Raw genomic sequence first — 16,605 nt, 5'->3', positions numbered from 1 at the left:
GGTCCGAGCCGTCGGGGCGTCGGCGGATGTTCCACACCAGGGACAGGCCACGGCCGTTCGGCAGCCGGACCCGGGGCCCAACCCGTTTGTGCTGCACCCGTTTGTGCTGCGCGCTCAGCGCTTGTCGTGCTGCGAGGGCGCGACCGTCACCTCGACCCGCTGGAACTCCTTGAGCTCCGAGTAGCCCGTCGTGGCCATCGCCCGGCGCAGCGCACCGAAGAAGTTCATCGAGCCGTCCGGGGTGTGGGACGGGCCCAGCAGAATCTCCTCCGTGGTGCCCACCGTGCCCAGGTTCATCCGCTTGCCGCGCGGCACCTCGTCGTGCACGGCCTCCATGCCCCAGTGGTGACCCCGGCCCGGCGCGTCCGTGGCCCGCGCCAGCGGCGAGCCGATCATGACCGAGTCCGCACCGCAGGCGATGGCCTTGGGCAGATCGCCGCTCCAGCCGACGCCGCCATCAGCGATCACATGCACATACCGGCCGCCGGACTCGTCCATGTAGTCCCGGCGGGCGGCGGCGACATCGGCGACAGCGGTCGCCATCGGCACCTGGATGCCCAGCACATTGCGCGTGGTGTGCGCGGCGCCGCCGCCGAACCCGACCAGCACACCGGCCGCGCCTGTCCGCATCAGATGCAGCGCGGCGGTGTAGGTGGCACAGCCGCCCACGATGACCGGGACGTCCAGCTCATAGATGAACTGCTTCAGGTTCAGCGGCTCGGCGGCGCCGGAGACATGCTCGGCCGAGACCGTGGTGCCACGGATCACAAAGATGTCGACCCCGGCGTCCACGACGGCCTTGGAGAACTGCGCGGTGCGCTGCGGGGAGAGCGCGGCGGCCGTCACCACGCCCGAGTCGCGCACCTCCTTCAGCCGCTGTCCGATCAGCTCTTCCTTGATCGGCGCGGCGTAGATCTCCTGCATACGCCGGGTCGCGGTCTGCTCGTCCAGCTCGGCGATCTCCGCGAGCAGCGGCTCCGGGTCCTCGTAGCGGGTCCACAGGCCCTCGAGGTTGAGCACCCCGAGACCGCCCAGCTCGCCGATCCGGATGGCGGTCTTCGGCGAGACCACCGAGTCCATCGGGGCGGCGAGGAACGGCAGCTCAAAGCGGTAGGCGTCGATCTGCCAGGCGATGGAGACCTCCTTCGGGTCCCGGGTACGACGACTCGGCACAACGGCGATGTCGTCGAACGCGTACGCCCTGCGGCCGCGCTTGCCGCGCCCGATCTCGATCTCAGTCACGTTGGGTGCCTTTCGCTCTTCAGGTCTGCCGTCCCAGTATCCCTGCCCCTTCGTACGCGCTAACGAGCGGAGTAGTTGGGTGCCTCGGTGGTCACCTGGATGTCGTGCGGGTGGCTCTCCTTGAGCCCGGCCGCCGTGATCCGTACGAAGCGGCCCTTCTCCTTGAGCTCCGCCACATTCGCCGAGCCGACATACCCCATCGACGCCCGCAGACCGCCCACGAGCTGGTGCGCCACCGAGGCGAGCGGGCCCCGGTAGGGCACCTGGCCCTCGATGCCCTCGGGCACCAGCTTGTCCTCGGAGAGCACATTGTCCTGGAAGTAGCGGTCCTTGGAGTACGAGCGGGCCTGGCCGCGCGACTGCATCGCGCCCAGCGAACCCATGCCCCGGTAGGACTTGAACTGCTTGCCGTTGATGAAGACCATCTCGCCCGGCGACTCCTCGCACCCGGCCAGCAGGCTGCCCAGCATGACCGTGTCCGCGCCCGCCGCGATCGCCTTCGCGATATCGCCAGAGAACTGCAGGCCGCCGTCACCGATCAGCGGCACCCCGGCCGCATGGCACGCCTGCGCGGCCTCGTAGATCGCCGTCACCTGCGGCACACCGATGCCCGCGACCACCCGGGTGGTGCAGATCGAGCCCGGCCCGACGCCGACCTTGACCCCGTCCACACCGGCGTCGATCAGCGCCTGGGCGCCGTCCCGGGTGGCGACATTGCCGCCCACCACATCGACCCTGATGTTGGACTTCAGCTTGGCGATCATGTCGAGGATGCCCCGGCTGTGGCCATGCGCACTGTCGACCACGAGGAAGTCCACCCCGGCCTCGACCAGCGCCTGCGCCCTGTCGTACGACTCGTCCCCGACGCCGACCGCCGCGCCGACGATCAGCCGCCCGTCGGCGTCCTTGGCCGCATTCGGATACTTCTCGGCCTTCACGAAGTCCTTGACGGTGATCAGGCCCTTGAGCACGCCCGCGTCGTCGACCAGCGGCAGCTTCTCGATCTTGTGGCGGCGCAGCAGCTGCATCGCGTCCTCGCCGGAGATCCCGACCTTGCCGGTGACCAGCGGCATCGGGGTCATGACCTCGCGGACCTGGCGGCCCCGGTCCGTCTCGAAGGCCATGTCACGGTTGGTGACGATGCCGAGCAGCTTGCCCGCCGCGTCCGTCACCGGGACGCCGCTGATCCGGAACTTTCCGCACAGGGCGTCCGCCTCGGCCAGCGTCGCATCCGGCCGGACCGTGATCGGGTCGGACACCATGCCGGACTCGGACCGCTTGACCAGGTCGACCTGGTTGGCCTGGTCCTCGATCGACAGATTGCGGTGCAGCACGCCCACACCGCCCTGACGGGCCATGGCGATGGCCATCCGGGACTCGGTCACCTTGTCCATGGCGGCGGACAGCAGCGGCACATTGACCCGGACGTTTCGAGAGACTCTGGACGAGGTGTCGACCGCGTTCGGCAGCACCTCGGAGGCGCCCGGCAGCAGCAGCACATCGTCGTACGTCAGCCCGAGCATCGCGAATTTCTCAGGCACTCCGTCGACGTTGACAGTCATGACACCCTTCCAATGGTCTTGCCCCAGCGCGGACTCCCATGCTAACGGGCGCGACAGCTGCCCCATTCCTCCCTGTGGAAAACCCCGTGGCCTGCTGAAACCCGCCGGGACCTACTGCTCGGCGAGCGCTCGCAGCCTGCTCAGGGCCCGGTGCTGGGCCACCCGCACGGCGCCAGGCGACATCCCGAGCATCTGCCCGGTCTCCTCCGCGGTCAGCCCGACCGCGACCCGCAGCAGCACCAGCTCGCGCTGGTTCTCGGGAAGGTTCGCCAGCAGCTTCTTGGCCCACTCGGCGTCGCTGCTCAGCAGCGCCTGCTCCTCGGGGCCGAGCGAATCGTCCGGCTGCTCCGGCATCTCGTCCGAGGGCACAGCCGTGCTGCCCGGGTGGCGCATGGCCGCGCGCTGGAGATCGGCGACCTTGTGCGCGGCGATGGCCACGACGAACGCCTCGAAGGGCCGGCCGGTGTCGCGGTAGCGCGGCAGCGCGCACAAGACCGCGAGGCAGACCTCCTGCGCCAGGTCGTCCACGAAATGGCGGGCGTCGCCCGGCAGCCGCGAAAGCCGCGTACGGCAATAGCGCAGGGCGAGCGGATGCACATGGGCGAGCAGATCGTGGGTGGCCCGCTCATCCCCCTCTGCGGCGCGCCGGACAAGGGCGCCGATGGCCCCTTGGGTCCCGGAGCCGCCGACCGGCGGGGACCCCTGGGTCTCGTCGTCGCGCATCCGTCCATGGTGCCTTGGCGCCGAGGCTTCCGTGGCACCGCGTGCGTAGTTGTGCGCTGAAGCGTTATGAGCAGGTGCGCCGGCTGTCGTCACGTCCTGCGCTCTCCCCTCACGCCCGACCGACATGTCCCCGAGGAACTCCACACCTTCAAGGATGCGGCATCGCCCGGCGAACCAACATAAGCCGCCGCCCTTCGCCCCGCCCGCCACCCGACGGGCGGGGACCGTCGGCCCCCTGTTTTGGGCTCTTGTCCGGTCTAACGGACCAGGCCCCAGCGGAAGCCGAGCGCCACCGCGTGTGCCCGGTCCGAGGCGCCGAGTTTCTTGAACAGTCGCCGGGCGTGCGTCTTGACGGTGTCCTCGGACAGGAACAGCTCACGGCCGATCTCCGCATTGGACCGGCCGTGGCTCATGCCCTCCAGCACCTGGATCTCACGGGCGGTGAGCGTGGGCGCCGCGCCCATCTCGGCGGAGCGCAGCCGGCGCGGGGCCAGCCGCCAGGTCGGGTCGGCCAGCGCCTGGGTCACGGTGGCGCGCAGCTCGGCGCGCGAGGCGTCCTTGTGCAGATAGCCACGGGCGCCGGCGGCCACGGCCAGCGCGACGCCGTCCAGGTCCTCGGCGACCGTGAGCATGATGATCCGGGCGCCGGGGTCGGCCGAGAGCAGCCGCCGCACGGTCTCGACACCGCCGAGGCCGGGCATCCGCACGTCCATCAGAATCAGATCCGAACGGTCGGCCCCCCAGCGGCGGAGGACTTCCTCGCCGTTGGCCGCCGTCGTCACACGCTCGACGCCGGGCACGGTCGCCACCGCACGGCGCAGCGCCTCTCGGGCAAGCGGGGAGTCGTCGCAGACGAGGACGGATGTCATGACCGCCCTCCGCAGCTGATGCGCGTCACCTTGAGCCTCCAGGCTGGTACATATCGTCACCTGTGCGATTGACAGCCTCGGACATCCGTCCGAGAGCTTTACCCATCAACCGCCTCCGCACTCTCAACGACGGTCACCCGAAAGAGTTACGGGGTCCAGCGGCCACCTTCGACACTCTACGTGAGGGAACGGACACAGAGCTGCTTCATCGCGGCCGCCGCGCCCCAGCCCGACTTTCGCCCTCTTCGATGGCATTTGGCGACCTTGCTTCCAATTTGCCGGTCTCTGTGGCTAGATTCGCAATGAGTCATATTTACATCTACTTACACAGTAGGTGTACGACCCAGGACGCAGCGTCCGCACCAGATCGCTTCGAGGAGATAAGGCAATGGCAGATTTCTCCCGTCTTCCCGGTCCGAACGCCGACCTGTGGGACTGGCAGCTGCTGGCCGCGTGTCGCGGGGTCGACAGCTCGCTCTTCTTCCATCCGGAGGGAGAGCGCGGCGCTGCCCGCAGCGCGCGCGAGATGTCAGCCAAAGAGGTGTGCATGCGATGCCCCGTACGCGCGGAGTGCGCGGCGCACGCGCTGGCGGTTCGTGAGCCGTACGGCGTGTGGGGCGGACTGACCGAGGACGAACGTGAGGAGCTCATGGGGCGGGCACGCCACCGGGCCGTGGCCACCTCGGGCGCCGGAGCTCCCGGCGCCTGATCGCGCCCGCGATCACCACAATTCTGAAGAAACGTATCGGCACCGACCGCGGAGCCTTCTTTCGAGGGCTCGGCCGCTGCTGCCGCCCGCCCATGCCTGCCTCCGAACCGCCGTTCAGCCGCCCGTCACGGCCGCGGTTCGCCTCGCGCCGCCGACTCCAGCCGCTCCAGCATCGCCGCCACCGCCGGGACCCGGGCGAGGTCCGGCAGAGTGAGCGCGACGACCTCCCGCCGCACGGCCGGCTCCACCGCCACCATGGCGGCGCCCTTGGCCCGTACGGACTCCAGCGCCAGCTCCGGCAGCACCGCCACCCCAAGACCGGCCGCCACCAGCCCGATCACCGCCGGATAGTCGTCCGTCGCGAAGTCGATCCGGGGCGTGAAGCCCGCCGCCTCGCACACATCCACCAGATGCCTGCGGCAGCGCGGGCAGCCCGCGATCCACGGCTCCTCGGCCAGCTCCCCGATGCCCACCGCACCGGCCCCCGCCAGCCGGTGCCCCTCGGGCACCACGCCCACCAGCCGGTCGCTCAGCAGCGGCCGTACGACCAGGTCGTCCTTGCCCCACGGGCCCTCGGCCGGAGCGATCAGCTCCTCCGCGTCCGCCACCGCCGGCTCGACCTCCGGGTAGCGGAAGGCCACGGCGATCTCGACGTCGCCCGCGCGCAGCAGCTCCACCGAGCGCGGCGGCTCGGCCTCCACCAGCGAGACCCGGGTCCCCGGGTAGTCCTTGCGCATCTCGGCGAGCGCGGTCGGCACGAGCGTCGAGCTGCCACTGGGGAAGGACGCCAGCCGCACCCGGCCGGCCCGCAGCCCGGCGATCGCGGCGACCTCCTCCTCGGCGGCGGTCAGCCCGGCCAGGATCCCCGCCGCATGCCGCACCAGCGCCTCGCCGGCCTGCGTCAGCCGCATCTCCCGGCCCGTACGGATCAGCAGCGGCGTGCCCGTGGACTGTTCCAGGGCCTTCATCTGCTGGCTGACGGCGGGCTGGGTGCAGCCCAGCTCACGGGCGGCCGCGGAGAAGGAGCCCGTGGCGGCCACGGCGCGCAGCACCCTCAGATGACGAGGCTCGATCATGCTTCGAGCATAAGCGATCCTTGGATACGACCTCGAATATCGCGTTGATGCTTTGGTCGATGTTTTGAAGCTCGAAGGCCGAAACACCTTTGAACCGCGCCGCCGCGGTCCCTTAGCGTGCTGTCATGACCCGTATCCCCGAGGCGACCGCGACCGTGCTCACCGTGAACGTCGGCCGCCTCATGCCGGTCGAGTACACCGACGCCCCCTCCGGCGGCACCGGTATCGACAAGCGCCCCGCCGACGGGCCGGTGCGGGTGGTGGCCCCGGGCCGCAAGGGCGAGGCCGGGAGCGGACTCGTCGGCGATATGGTCAGCGACACCCGCCACCACGGCGGGAACGATCAGGCGGTGTACGCCTACGCGCGCGAGGACCTGGACGCCTGGGCGCGCGAGCTGGGCCGCGAGCTGCCGAACGGCGTCTTCGGCGAGAACCTCACCACCCAGGGCCTCGACGTGACCGGCGCCCGAATCGGCGAGCGCTGGCGGATCGGCCCCGACCTGCTGCTCGAGGTGGCCTCCGCGCGTATCCCGTGCCGGACCTTCGCGTCCTGGCTGGGCGAAGTGCGCTGGGTGAAGCGGTTCACTCAGGCCGCCGTGCCCGGCGCGTATCTGCGGGTCCTCGAGCCGGGCGAGATACGCGCCGGGGACCCGGTCGAGATCGTGCGCCGTCCCGACCACGAGGTGACCGTCGGCTTCGCCTTCCGCGCCGCGACCACCGAACGCGCCCTGCTGCCGCGGGTGCTGGCCGCGGGCGACGCGCTCCACCCCGAACTGCGGGAATCCGCGCGCTCTTTCACCGGAACTCTTTCCATCACATCGAAGAACTGATCCGGACGAGTGCGCTCCGCCCCCTCCATGGCCGCTAACGTGCGCGTATGACGACTGCGTTGATTACGGGAACCACAGCGGGCATCGGCGCCGCCTTCGCGAGCCGGCTCGCGGCGGACGGGCACAACCTGGTGCTGGTGGCGCGGGACGAGAAGCGGCTGCGCGAACAGGCCGCCGACCTCCACGACCGCCACGGGGTGGAGGCGGACGTACTGCGGGCCGACCTGTCCGAGGACGACGGCATCGCGGCGGTCGAGGCGCGCCTGGGCGACCGCAAGCACCCGATCGATCTGCTCGTCAACAACGCCGGGTTCGGCAACAAGGGCCGCTACCTCGAGGTGTCCCTGGCGGATGAGCTGCGGATGATGAAGGTGCACTGCGAGGCCGTCCTGCGGCTCACCACCGCCGCGGCCGAGACCATGCGGGCCCGGGGGCGCGGCGGGGTGATCAACGTCGCCTCGATCGCGGCGTTCTTCCCGCGCGGCACGTACGGGGCCAGCAAGGCATGGGTCGTGCAGTTCACCCAGGGCGCGGCGCGGGACCTGGCGAGCTCGGGGGTGCGGCTGATGGCGCTGTGCCCGGGGTTCGTACGGACCGAGTTCCACGCGCGGGCCGGGATCAAGCCGGACAGCGTGCCGAGCTGGATGTGGCTGGACGCGGACCGGTTGGTGACGGCGGCGCTCAAGGACTTCGCGCGGGGCAAGGCGCTGTCCATCCCCGATCCGCGGTACAAGGCCATGACGGGGCTGGCGAAGATCGCGCCGCGGGCGGCGGTCTCGGTCGTCTCGTCGAACGTGGGACGGCCCCCCAAAGGACAGCCGAAGGGACAGTCCGAGGAATAGCCCGAGGGACGCTGCCCCCCCCCAGGACTGAATCCCCAGACCCGAACCCCCAGACCCGAACCCTCAGACCCGAAACCGCCCCGGAACGCATCAGGCGCGGCCACCCGCGAGGGGTGACCGCGCCGTGCGTGGAGTGCGCGGTGCGCGCGTCAGTGCGAGTGACCGTGGCCGTGGCCCGCGGCCTCCGGCTCCTCCTCGGCCGGCTTCTCGACCACCAGCGTCTCGGTGGTGAGCAGCAGGGAGGCGATGGACGCCGCGTTCTCCAGGGCGGAGCGGGTGACCTTGACCGGGTCGATGACGCCGGCCTTCACCAGGTCGCCGTACTCGTCGGTGGCCGCGTTGTAGCCGTGGCCCTTCTCGAGCTCGGCCACCTTGGAGGTGATGACGTAGCCCTCAAGGCCCGCGTTCTCGGCGATCCAGCGCAGCGGCTCGACCGCGGCGCGGCGGACGACCGCGACACCGGTGGCCTCGTCGCCCTGCTTGCCGAGGTTGTCCTCGAGCACCTTGACGGCGTGGACGAGCGCGGAGCCACCACCGGAGACGATGCCCTCCTCGACCGCGGCGCGGGTCGCGGAGATGGCGTCCTCCAGGCGGTGCTTCTTCTCCTTGAGCTCCACCTCGGTGGCGGCGCCGACCCGGATGACGCAGACGCCGCCGGCCAGCTTGGCCAGCCGCTCCTGCAGCTTCTCGCGGTCCCAGTCGGAGTCCGTGGCCTCGATCTCGGCCTTGATCTGGGCGATCCGGCCGGTGACGTCCCCGGTGTTGCCGCCGCCGTCGACGATGGTGGTGTCGTCCTTGGTGACGGTCACGCGGCGGGCGGTGCCCAGCACGTCCAGGCCGACCTGGTCGAGCTTGAGGCCGACCTCCTCGGCGACGACGGTGGCGCCGGTGAGGGCGGCCATGTCGCCGAGCATCGCCTTGCGGCGGTCGCCGAAGCCGGGGGCCTTCACCGCGACGGCGTTGAAGGTGCCGCGGATCTTGTTGACGACGAGGGTGGACAGGGCCTCGCCCTCCACGTCCTCGGCGATGATCAGCAGCGGCTTGCTGCCACCCTGGATGACCTTCTCCAGCAGCGGCAGCAGGTCCTGGATCGAGGCGATCTTGCCCTGGTGGATCAGGATGTACGGGTCCTCGAGGACGGCTTCCATGCGCTCCTGGTCGGTGACCATGTACGGAGACAGGTAGCCCTTGTCGAAGGCCATGCCCTCGGTGAAGTCGAGCTCCAGGCCGAAGGTGTTGGACTCCTCGACGGTGATCACACCGTCCTTGCCGACCTTGTCCATCGCCTCGGCGATGAGCTCGCCGACCTGCTTGTCCTGGGCGGACAGGGCGGCCACGGCGGCGATGTCGGACTTCTCGTCGATCGGGCGGGCGGTGGCCAGCAGCTCGTCGGACACGGCCTTGACGGCCGCGTCGATGCCCTTCTTCAGGGCGGCCGGGGAGGCGCCGGCGGCCACGTTCCGCAGGCCCTCGCGGACCAGCGCCTGGGCCAGCACGGTGGCGGTGGTGGTGCCGTCACCCGCGATGTCGTTGGTCTTGGTCGCCACCTCCTTGACGAGCTGGGCGCCCAGGTTCTCGTACGGGTCCTCGACCTCGACCTCACGAGCGATGGTGACACCGTCGTTGGTGATGGTCGGAGCGCCGAACTTCTTGTCGATGACGACGTTGCGGCCCTTGGGGCCGATCGTCACCTTGACGGTGTCGGCGAGCTTGTTGACGCCGCGCTCGAGGGCGCGACGGGCGTCCTCGTCAAACTTCAGGATCTTCGCCATGGGTTGCGTATGTCCTCTCGAACGAACCGCGCCCCGGCCCCGGTATGGACAGGGGCACCGGGGCGCGGCTCACAGGCAAAACTTCGGTGACTTACTTCTCGATGATCGCGAGGACGTCGCGAGCCGAGAGGACGAGGTACTCCTCGCCGTTGTACTTCACCTCGGTACCGCCGTACTTGCTGTAGAGCACGACGTCGCCGACGGAGACGTCGAGCGGGAGACGGTTGCCGTCCTCGAAGCGGCCCGGGCCCACGGCCAGGACGACGCCCTCCTGGGGCTTCTCCTTGGCAGTGTCCGGAATAACCAGGCCAGAGGCCGTGGTCTGCTCGGCGTCGAGCGGCTGGACCACAATGCGGTCCTCGAGCGGCTTGATGGCAACCTTGGAGCTGGCGGTCGTCACGATCCGACCTCCCCCTTCGGAGATCTCACGGGGTTAACTGTCTGAGGTGGCGACCAGGTGGATCCGTCGTCGCGGGTGCCGGACCTGCCCGTCGCTGTGTTTGGCACTCATCGATGCCGAGTGCCAGCCACGACATTATGACGCGGTTAGCACTCAGTCAACCAGAGTGCCAAAGCGGCGGGGTGACGCGGCGCCCTCCGGGTGCCCCTCAGGCGCCCCGGCAGTGCCCCTCAGGCGGCCCGCAGACGCCCCTCAGGCGGCCCGCAGACGCCCCTCAGGCGGCCCGGGCAGCGCCCCCTCAGAGGTAGTCCTCCAGCCGCGCCACGGCGAAGCCCTGCGACTGGATCTCCCGCAGCAGCGAGGTCATCACATCGGTCATCGTCCGCCCCTCCTGCTGGGCGGGGCCGCGGAAGTGGGCCAGGATGATGTCGCCGGGGTGCAGCCGGTCGCCGGCCGCGTACTCAAGACCGCCGGCCTTCATCTCGGCCGACCACATCACGAGCGCCCGCACCCCGCAGGCCGCCGCCGCGCGCACGGTGTCGTCGTCGACCGCCCCGTACGGCGGGCGGAAGAGATACGGCCGGGTGCCGAACTCGCGGGTGAGGTTCTCCTGCTGGCCGCAGATCTCGTAGACCTGATGCTCGTACTCCAGATCGGGCAGCCTCGGATGGGTGAGCGTGTGGTTCTGCATCCCGTTGCCGAGCCGGCGCAGCTGCTCGAAGTAGCCGTAGTCGCCGGCCACCACGTCGTCCGTCAGAAAGCCGGTGAACGGCAGCCCCAGGTCATGGGCCTGCTGCAGAAAGGCCGGGTCCTTCTCGGCGCCGTCGTCGATGGTCACGAAGACGACCGGCTCGTGGGTCGGCACATGGTCGATGATCGGCGGCCCGGCGGGCGCGCCCGCGGCCGGCGGTACGAGGGCCGGTTTGGCCGAGGGCGGCGGCGCCGTCTCCAGCGGCCCGTCGAGCCCCCAGCGGTGGTAGCCGTCCGGAGCCGCGGCGGAGGGCGAGGGCAGGCCGGAGCCCGACGCGTGGGGCGAGTCGTGGCCCGCGCCCGGGGCACGGGTCCCCGACCCGGACGACGACGTGAAGGACGGCGAAGACGAGGCGGCGCCCGAGCCCTTGCCCACCCGCGCGGTCCCGGCACCGGCTCCGTCGACATCCGAGCAGCCCGCGAGCAGAGTCGCGGCCGCGACCAATACGAAACACCTTGAAAGGCCAGTAAGGCCATTCTTGATCATCATCACATAAGCGATCTTCAGCCGGGTGTCGCGAACGCGCTCGCTGGAGCGGGGAGAATGGGCGACGTGGACGTTCACGCCTTCGACTCACTGCTCCGCGACGAAGGGCAGGCGCTGCTCCGCGAGCTCCAGGACTACGACCCGGCACGAGAGCTCGCCACGGCGACCCGGCTACGCCGTGACCACCCCGCGGATCTGGTCTCGGCAGCCCTCACCCAGGCGCGGCTGCGGCAGCGCGCGGCCGCGAAATTCGGCGCCGACGACGCCCACCGCATGTACTTCACGCCGAACGGCGTGGAACAGGCCACCCGCGCCTCCGTCGCCGCCTACCGCGCCGACCGCTTCGTCGAGCTCGGCGTGCGCCGCGTGGCCGACCTGTGCTGCGGCATCGGCGGCGACGCGGTCGCGTTCGCCCGCGCGGGCATCCCCGTCCTGGCCGTCGACCGCGACCCGCTGACCTGCGCGGTGGTCCGGGCCAACGCCGAGGCCCTGGGCCTGGCCGAGCTCATCGAGGTGCGCCAGGCGGACGTCACCGAGACCGACACCTCCGGATGCGACGCGGTCTTCGCGGACCCCGCCAGGCGCGGTGGGCGCGGCCGCGTCTTCGACCCCGAGGCGTACTCCCCGCCGCTGTCCTGGGCCGTCCAGGCCGCCCGTACGGCCCCGCACGCGGCCCTCAAGGTCGCACCGGGCATTCCGCACGAGGCGGTCCCCGAGGACGCCGAGGCCGAGTGGATCTCGGACCACGGCGATGTGAAGGAGGCCCTGCTGTGGTTCGGCACCGCCCGCCCGGGCATGCGCCGCGCCACGCTGCTCCCGGACCGCCACTCCCTCCTCGGCACCCCGCTGCTGCCGGACCCCGAGCCCGGCCCGGTCGGCCGCTGGCTGTACGAGCCGGACGGCGCGGTGATCCGCGCGCACCTGGTCGCGGACGTCGCCGCCCGGATCGGCGGCCGCCTCATCGACCCGACGATCGCCTACGTCACGGCGGACGATCTGCGCCCGACGCCGTACGCCCACGCGTACGAGATCACGGATGTGCTGCCCTTCAACCTCAAGAAGCTCAAGGCGCTGCTGCGCGAGCGGAAGGTCGGCGTCCTGACGGTGAAGAAGCGGGGCTCGGCGGTCGAGCCGGAGGAGCTGCGGAAGAAGCTCCGCCTCGAAGGGGTGAATTCCTGCACGGTCTTCCTGACCCGGGTCAGCGGCGCCCCGACGATGCTGCTGGGACACCCGGCGCAGCCTTAGGGCGCTCCGCCCCCGCCCCTCGTCCGCAGCTCGAACCAGACGCCCTTGGCGTACATCCCCGCCGGGTCCCCGTCCGCCGTCCCCCACTCGTCGGCCAGCGCCGCGACCACCCCCAGGCCGCGCCCGTACATCCGGTCGCCCTCCGGGAGGTACGCACCGGTGGGGAGCTCGCTGCTCGCGTCGTACACGCTGATGCGCAGCCGCGGCTGCTCGATCATCACGCGCAGCATCAGGGAGTCGCCTTCGGCGTGCAGATAGGCGTTGGTGGCCAGCTCCGAGGTGCAGGCGGTCGCGGTCTCGACGAGGTCTTCATGGCCCACGGAGTTCAGCACGCAGGCGACGAAATCCCGGCAGATCTTGGGGGAGGTGGCCCGGCGGGTGCTCTGCAGCGTGTACACGTACGGCTCTTCGGGGCCCGGGGAGGGCGAACTGCCCGCAGGACTGTCGTCAGGCTCGTGGTCGGGTCCCAATGTCAACGTCAACTCCCTGCGACGGGGCTGTTGGTGCGCGTACCGTTACGATGATCAACGCTTCGTAGCGGCGACACCACCTACCGTAGGACAGCGCTGCAAACAAGTGCTACGGATTCGTTGAATTTCCCCGACAAATAGCCCGCGAGGGTGACACGTATGGGAGGAACATGCCACCCAGGAGCGCCCCAACCGCCCGGCAACAGCGGTTGGGCACCGAGCTGCGCAGGATGCGGGAGGACGCGGGCCTCAGCATCCAGGAAGCCGCCGACCGGCTCGGCATCAACCGGACCCACATCACCAATCTGGAGCTGGCCCGGTTCGGGGTGAGCGAGGAGCGGGTACGCACCCTCGCCGCCATCTACGCCTGCCCGGACACCGCGTACATCGACGCGCTCGCCGCCATGACCCATGAGCGCAAGGGCGGTTGGTGGGAGGACTACCGGGGCCTGATCGCCACCGGCGGACTCGACCTGGCCGAAATGGAGTACTACGCGGCGAGCCTGCGCGTAGTCGGGCTCATCCACATCCCGGGGCTGCTGCAGACGGAGGAGTACGCGCAGGCGGTGATGGGCCAGGCCGTGCCCCCGTGGTCACCGCCGGAGCTGCGCCGCAGGCTCTCCCACCGGATGAAGCGCCGGGACATCCTGGACCGGGACGCGCCCCCGCTGTGCAGCTTCATCATCCACGAGGCCGCCCTGCACACCCGGTTCGGCGGGACCCGGGTCCTGCGGGCGCAGCTGGAGCGGCTGCTGGAGGCGTCGGAGCGCGAGAACGTCACCGTGCGCGTCATCCCGCTCGTCACGGACGGATTCCCGGTCGCCGGTTCCACGGTCACCTATGCCTCGGGGCCCGTGCCCCAATTGGACACCGTGCAGTTCGACTCGGCGCTCGGCTCGATGTTCCTGGACGCGGAGTCCCAGCTGCGGAAGTACCGAGGGGTCCTGGACCACACCGTGGAAGTGGCCCTACCCGTCGAGGAGTCACGGGACCTCGTACGCACCGTCGCGCGCCGCCTCAGATGAAGGCAACAGGCAAGGCAACAGGCAAAGGGAATGTGCACCATCAACTGGCAGAAGTCCTCCTACTCCGGCCAGGGCGAAGGAGACGCCTGCGTCGAGGTCGCCTCCATGGGCGATGACATAGCGCTCCGCGAGAGCGATGACCCCGACAGAGTCGTGATCACCACCCCCGCGAAGCTCGGTTCGCTCCTCGCCGGCATCAAGGCCGGCGAGTTCGATCGGCTGGCGCCGCCGTGACCTTGCTGTCGCCACCCGGAACGCCGGACACATCCGGCGCTGCCGAGGCACCCGTCGCGGCGCCTGTCGAGGCACCCGTCGCGGCGCCCGTCGCTGCGTCCTCGCCCCGCGCCCGCCCCGGGAGCAGCAGCGCCGCGCTCAGGGCGGCCACGGCCAGCAGCGCGCCCGAGACACCGAAGGCCGTGGCGTAGCCGCTCGCGAGGGACCGCGGATCGTCACCGCCCGCCGCATGCGCGGCCACCGTCGCCAGCACCGCGAGCCCCAGCGAACCCCCGATCTGCCGCGAGCTGTTGACCAGACCTGAGGCCATGCCCATCTCCGGTGCCGGCACGCCCGTCGTGGCCGCCGTCCCGAGCGGGACGACGCACAGGCCGACGCCGACGCTCGCGACCAGCGACGGGCCGAGCACCGAGTCGGCGAAGCCGCCGTCCACGCCGATCGCCAGCCCGAACCAGCCCATTCCGGCCGCCCCCAGCAGCCCGCCGCCGACCAGCAGCGTCCGCACGCCGAGCCGGGCGACGGCCCGGGTGGCGATGAGCGACCCGATCACGTTGCCGGCGCAGAACGGCAGAAACGCGGCCCCGGTCGCGATCGATCCGTATCCGAGGATCTGCTGCATGTACAGCGAGGCGAAGTAGAAGGCCCCGAACTGGCCCGAGAAGAGCAGCAGGACGAAGAGGTTCCCGGCCAGCACCGGCCGCCGCCCCAGCAGCCCGATCCGCAGCAGCGGCCGCTCCACCCGCCGCTCGACCACGACGAACGCGGCCAGCAGCACCAGCGCCGCGCCCAGCGTGCCCAACGTCGGCGCCGAGCCCCACGCATAGGTCCGGGTCCGTACGAGCGCGAGCACCAGCGCCGTCATACCGCAGGTGACCAGCAGTGCCCCGGCGACATCGAGCCGGGGCCGCGGGCCCTCGCGCCGGTCGGGCTCGACCGCGGCCCGCGCCGCCGCCAGCGCGAGGACGACGATCGGCACATTGATCAGCAGAACGGAGCGCCAGCCCGCCCATTCGGTGAGCAACCCGCCCACCAGCACCCCGACCGCCCCGCCCGCCGCCGCGGCCATGCCCCACAGCCCCAGCGCCCGGGAGCGCGCGGGCCCTGCCGGGAAGGCCACGGTGATCAGCGTGAAGGCCACCGGCGCGAGCGCGGCAGCGCCGACGCCCTGGACCGCGCGGGCGGCGATCAGCGCGCCCGGCGATCCCACCAGGCCGCCGCCGAGGCTGGCGGCGCCGAAGAGCGCGAGCCCGCCCATCAGCGTCGCCCGCCTTCCGACGATGTCGGCGAGCCGCCCGCCGAGCATCAACAGCCCGCCGAAGGCGAGCGCGTAGGCGTTGACGACCCACAGCAGGGCGTCGGGTGTGAAGCCGAGGTCTTCGCGCATATCGGGCAGCGCGACATTGACCACCGACATGTCCAGAGCCACGACGAATTGCACGGTGAGCGCCAACGCGAGCACCAGGCGGGCGTGTCCCGCACGGTCGTTCATGAGCTGCCTTCCTCTCGGTCCCCCAAGGCCAGGGCAGTTAGTGTACGCGTACACTAACTTGGAAGGCGATGCCTCGGGTGGACAATGAGGCGGTGACGAGCGAGACGGGCGACACGGCAGGCGATACGGCGGGTGGCACGGCGGCCAGCACGGGCGGGGCGCGCGCCGAGGGCAGGCGGGGCGGCGGGCGGCCCCGCCGGCTGGAGCTGGAGACGATCGTCGGCACCGCGCGCCGCATCCTCGAGGGGGAGGGCACGGCGGCCCTGTCGATGCGACGGCTGGCCAAGGAGGTCGGCTCCACGCCGATGGCCCTCTACCGCCACGTCCGCGACAAGGACGAGCTGCTGATCCTGGTCCTGACCGGAGTCTCCGAGACGCTCCCCCGCCCCGAGCTGCCCGAGGAGCCGCGCGAGCGGCTGTATGTGACGGCCCGCCACATGTACGAGGCGCTACGGGAGCTGCCGTGGGCGGTGGAAGTGCTCAGCCTCGGCGAGCTCACCGACCGGCACGCGCTGTGGATCGTCGAGGAGATCGTCGACTCGGCCATGGCCTGCGGGCTGAGCGAGCGCCAGGCCGTGCACGCCTACCGCACCCTGTGGCACTACGTCCTGGGCACGCTCACCTACCAGGCGGCCCTCGCCGACCGCTCCCAGGACCCGGAACGGCGGCCCCACTTCCCCGACATGCTCTCCGAGCTGGACGCCTCCGAGCTGCCGCGGCTGGCCGCGCTGGGCGGGCGCTGGCAGGCCATCACCGACGCGTACGACGTCGCGGACCAGCTGCGCGCCCTCGTGGACGGGCTGCTCGGCCGCCCGAGCGCGTCCAATTGACGACGTAGCTCTTCGAGCAAGCCCCCACCCATGGCACGATCATCCCGCTA

General features: G+C 70.9%; 17 protein-coding genes. 7 read left to right on the top strand and 10 right to left on the bottom strand.

Annotated features, from left to right (window positions below):
- Positions 1-114: 114 nt before the first annotated feature.
- From ACFV2X_RS10630 to ACFV2X_RS10615, 4 genes are all read right to left on the bottom strand, one after another.
- Positions 115-1,242 carry a GuaB3 family IMP dehydrogenase-related protein gene (locus ACFV2X_RS10630; RefSeq protein WP_385614006.1) on the bottom strand — a complete coding sequence of 376 codons (1,128 nt, stop codon included), beginning with the start codon at positions 1,240-1,242 and terminating at the stop codon, positions 115-117.
- 59 nt (positions 1,243-1,301) lie between these two features.
- Positions 1,302-2,804 carry an IMP dehydrogenase gene (gene guaB / locus ACFV2X_RS10625; RefSeq protein WP_385614003.1) on the bottom strand — a complete coding sequence of 501 codons (1,503 nt, stop codon included), beginning with the start codon at positions 2,802-2,804 and terminating at the stop codon, positions 1,302-1,304.
- Between the two features lie 111 nt (positions 2,805-2,915).
- Entirely contained in the window at positions 2,916-3,527 is a 612-nt protein-coding gene (locus ACFV2X_RS10620; protein WP_089509638.1) for a sigma-70 family RNA polymerase sigma factor, read from the bottom strand.
- A gap of 257 nt (positions 3,528-3,784) precedes the next feature.
- Positions 3,785-4,396, bottom strand: a complete 612-nt coding sequence (locus tag ACFV2X_RS10615; protein ID WP_003948568.1) for a response regulator transcription factor — start codon at positions 4,394-4,396, stop codon at positions 3,785-3,787.
- Positions 4,397-4,784: 388 nt separating this feature from the next.
- Here ACFV2X_RS10615 and ACFV2X_RS10610 point away from each other — a divergent pair, with 388 nt between their 5' ends.
- Complete coding sequence (locus ACFV2X_RS10610; RefSeq protein WP_014178839.1) at positions 4,785-5,105, top strand: WhiB family transcriptional regulator; 321 nt, start codon at positions 4,785-4,787, stop codon at positions 5,103-5,105.
- Between the two features lie 125 nt (positions 5,106-5,230).
- Here the strand turns inward: ACFV2X_RS10610 and ACFV2X_RS10605 are convergent, their stop codons facing one another.
- Positions 5,231-6,181: a LysR family transcriptional regulator gene (locus ACFV2X_RS10605; RefSeq protein ID WP_385614000.1), complete on the bottom strand. Its 951-nt coding sequence runs from the start codon at positions 6,179-6,181 to the stop codon at positions 5,231-5,233.
- A gap of 125 nt (positions 6,182-6,306) precedes the next feature.
- On the opposite strand from ACFV2X_RS10605, the gene ACFV2X_RS10600 reads away from it, so the two are divergent.
- Both ACFV2X_RS10600 and ACFV2X_RS10595 read left to right on the top strand, forming a co-directional pair.
- A complete protein-coding gene (locus ACFV2X_RS10600; protein WP_385613997.1) occupies positions 6,307-7,011 on the top strand; it encodes an MOSC domain-containing protein in 705 nt (234 codons plus the stop codon).
- Between the two features lie 47 nt (positions 7,012-7,058).
- A complete protein-coding gene (locus ACFV2X_RS10595; protein ID WP_385613995.1) occupies positions 7,059-7,853 on the top strand; it encodes an SDR family NAD(P)-dependent oxidoreductase in 795 nt (264 codons plus the stop codon).
- Positions 7,854-8,002: 149 nt separating this feature from the next.
- Here ACFV2X_RS10595 and groL read toward each other — a convergent pair whose 3' ends face one another.
- The 3 genes from groL to ACFV2X_RS10580 form a co-directional block, all read right to left on the bottom strand.
- Entirely contained in the window at positions 8,003-9,625 is a 1,623-nt protein-coding gene (groL, locus tag ACFV2X_RS10590; protein ID WP_385613992.1) for a chaperonin GroEL, read from the bottom strand.
- A gap of 91 nt (positions 9,626-9,716) precedes the next feature.
- On the bottom strand, positions 9,717-10,025 hold the full coding sequence (gene groES / locus ACFV2X_RS10585; RefSeq protein WP_014178834.1) for a co-chaperone GroES: 309 nt from the start codon (positions 10,023-10,025) through the stop codon (positions 9,717-9,719).
- 298 nt (positions 10,026-10,323) lie between these two features.
- A complete protein-coding gene (locus ACFV2X_RS10580; protein WP_385613990.1) occupies positions 10,324-11,220 on the bottom strand; it encodes a polysaccharide deacetylase family protein in 897 nt (298 codons plus the stop codon).
- 99 nt (positions 11,221-11,319) lie between these two features.
- On the opposite strand from ACFV2X_RS10580, the gene ACFV2X_RS10575 reads away from it, so the two are divergent.
- A complete protein-coding gene (locus tag ACFV2X_RS10575) occupies positions 11,320-12,507 on the top strand; it encodes an SAM-dependent methyltransferase (RefSeq protein WP_385613988.1) in 1,188 nt (395 codons plus the stop codon).
- On the opposite strand, the gene ACFV2X_RS10570 is transcribed toward ACFV2X_RS10575, so the two are convergent.
- Positions 12,504-12,983 (bottom strand): ATP-binding protein, encoded by a 480-nt coding sequence (locus ACFV2X_RS10570; protein WP_385613986.1) that lies wholly within the window; start codon positions 12,981-12,983, stop codon positions 12,504-12,506. The two genes, ACFV2X_RS10575 and ACFV2X_RS10570, sit on opposite strands and share 4 nt — an antisense overlap.
- Before the next feature lie 164 nt (positions 12,984-13,147).
- Between ACFV2X_RS10570 and ACFV2X_RS10565 the strand changes: the two genes are divergently transcribed.
- Together ACFV2X_RS10565 and ACFV2X_RS10560 are read left to right on the top strand one after the other, a co-directional pair.
- Complete coding sequence (locus ACFV2X_RS10565; RefSeq protein WP_385613984.1) at positions 13,148-14,002, top strand: Scr1 family TA system antitoxin-like transcriptional regulator; 855 nt, start codon at positions 13,148-13,150, stop codon at positions 14,000-14,002.
- Positions 14,003-14,032: 30 nt separating this feature from the next.
- Positions 14,033-14,236: a DUF397 domain-containing protein gene (locus ACFV2X_RS10560; RefSeq protein WP_385613982.1), complete on the top strand. Its 204-nt coding sequence runs from the start codon at positions 14,033-14,035 to the stop codon at positions 14,234-14,236.
- Here the strand turns inward: ACFV2X_RS10560 and ACFV2X_RS10555 are convergent.
- A complete protein-coding gene (locus ACFV2X_RS10555; protein ID WP_385613980.1) occupies positions 14,199-15,725 on the bottom strand; it encodes an MFS transporter in 1,527 nt (508 codons plus the stop codon). The genes ACFV2X_RS10560 and ACFV2X_RS10555 overlap by 38 nt on opposite strands.
- Positions 15,726-15,802: 77 nt before the next feature.
- On the opposite strand from ACFV2X_RS10555, the gene ACFV2X_RS10550 reads away from it, so the two are divergent.
- Positions 15,803-16,555, top strand: coding sequence for a TetR/AcrR family transcriptional regulator (locus ACFV2X_RS10550; protein ID WP_385613977.1), 753 nt, complete (start codon positions 15,803-15,805; stop codon positions 16,553-16,555).
- Positions 16,556-16,605 lie beyond the last annotated feature (50 nt).

The organism is Streptomyces sp. NPDC059679, from assembly GCF_042734105.1.
Classification (GTDB): Bacteria; Actinomycetota; Actinomycetes; order Streptomycetales; family Streptomycetaceae; genus Streptomyces.
The sequence above is the reverse complement of the archived record's forward strand: the minus strand, read 5'-3'. Positions and strand labels throughout refer to the sequence as shown.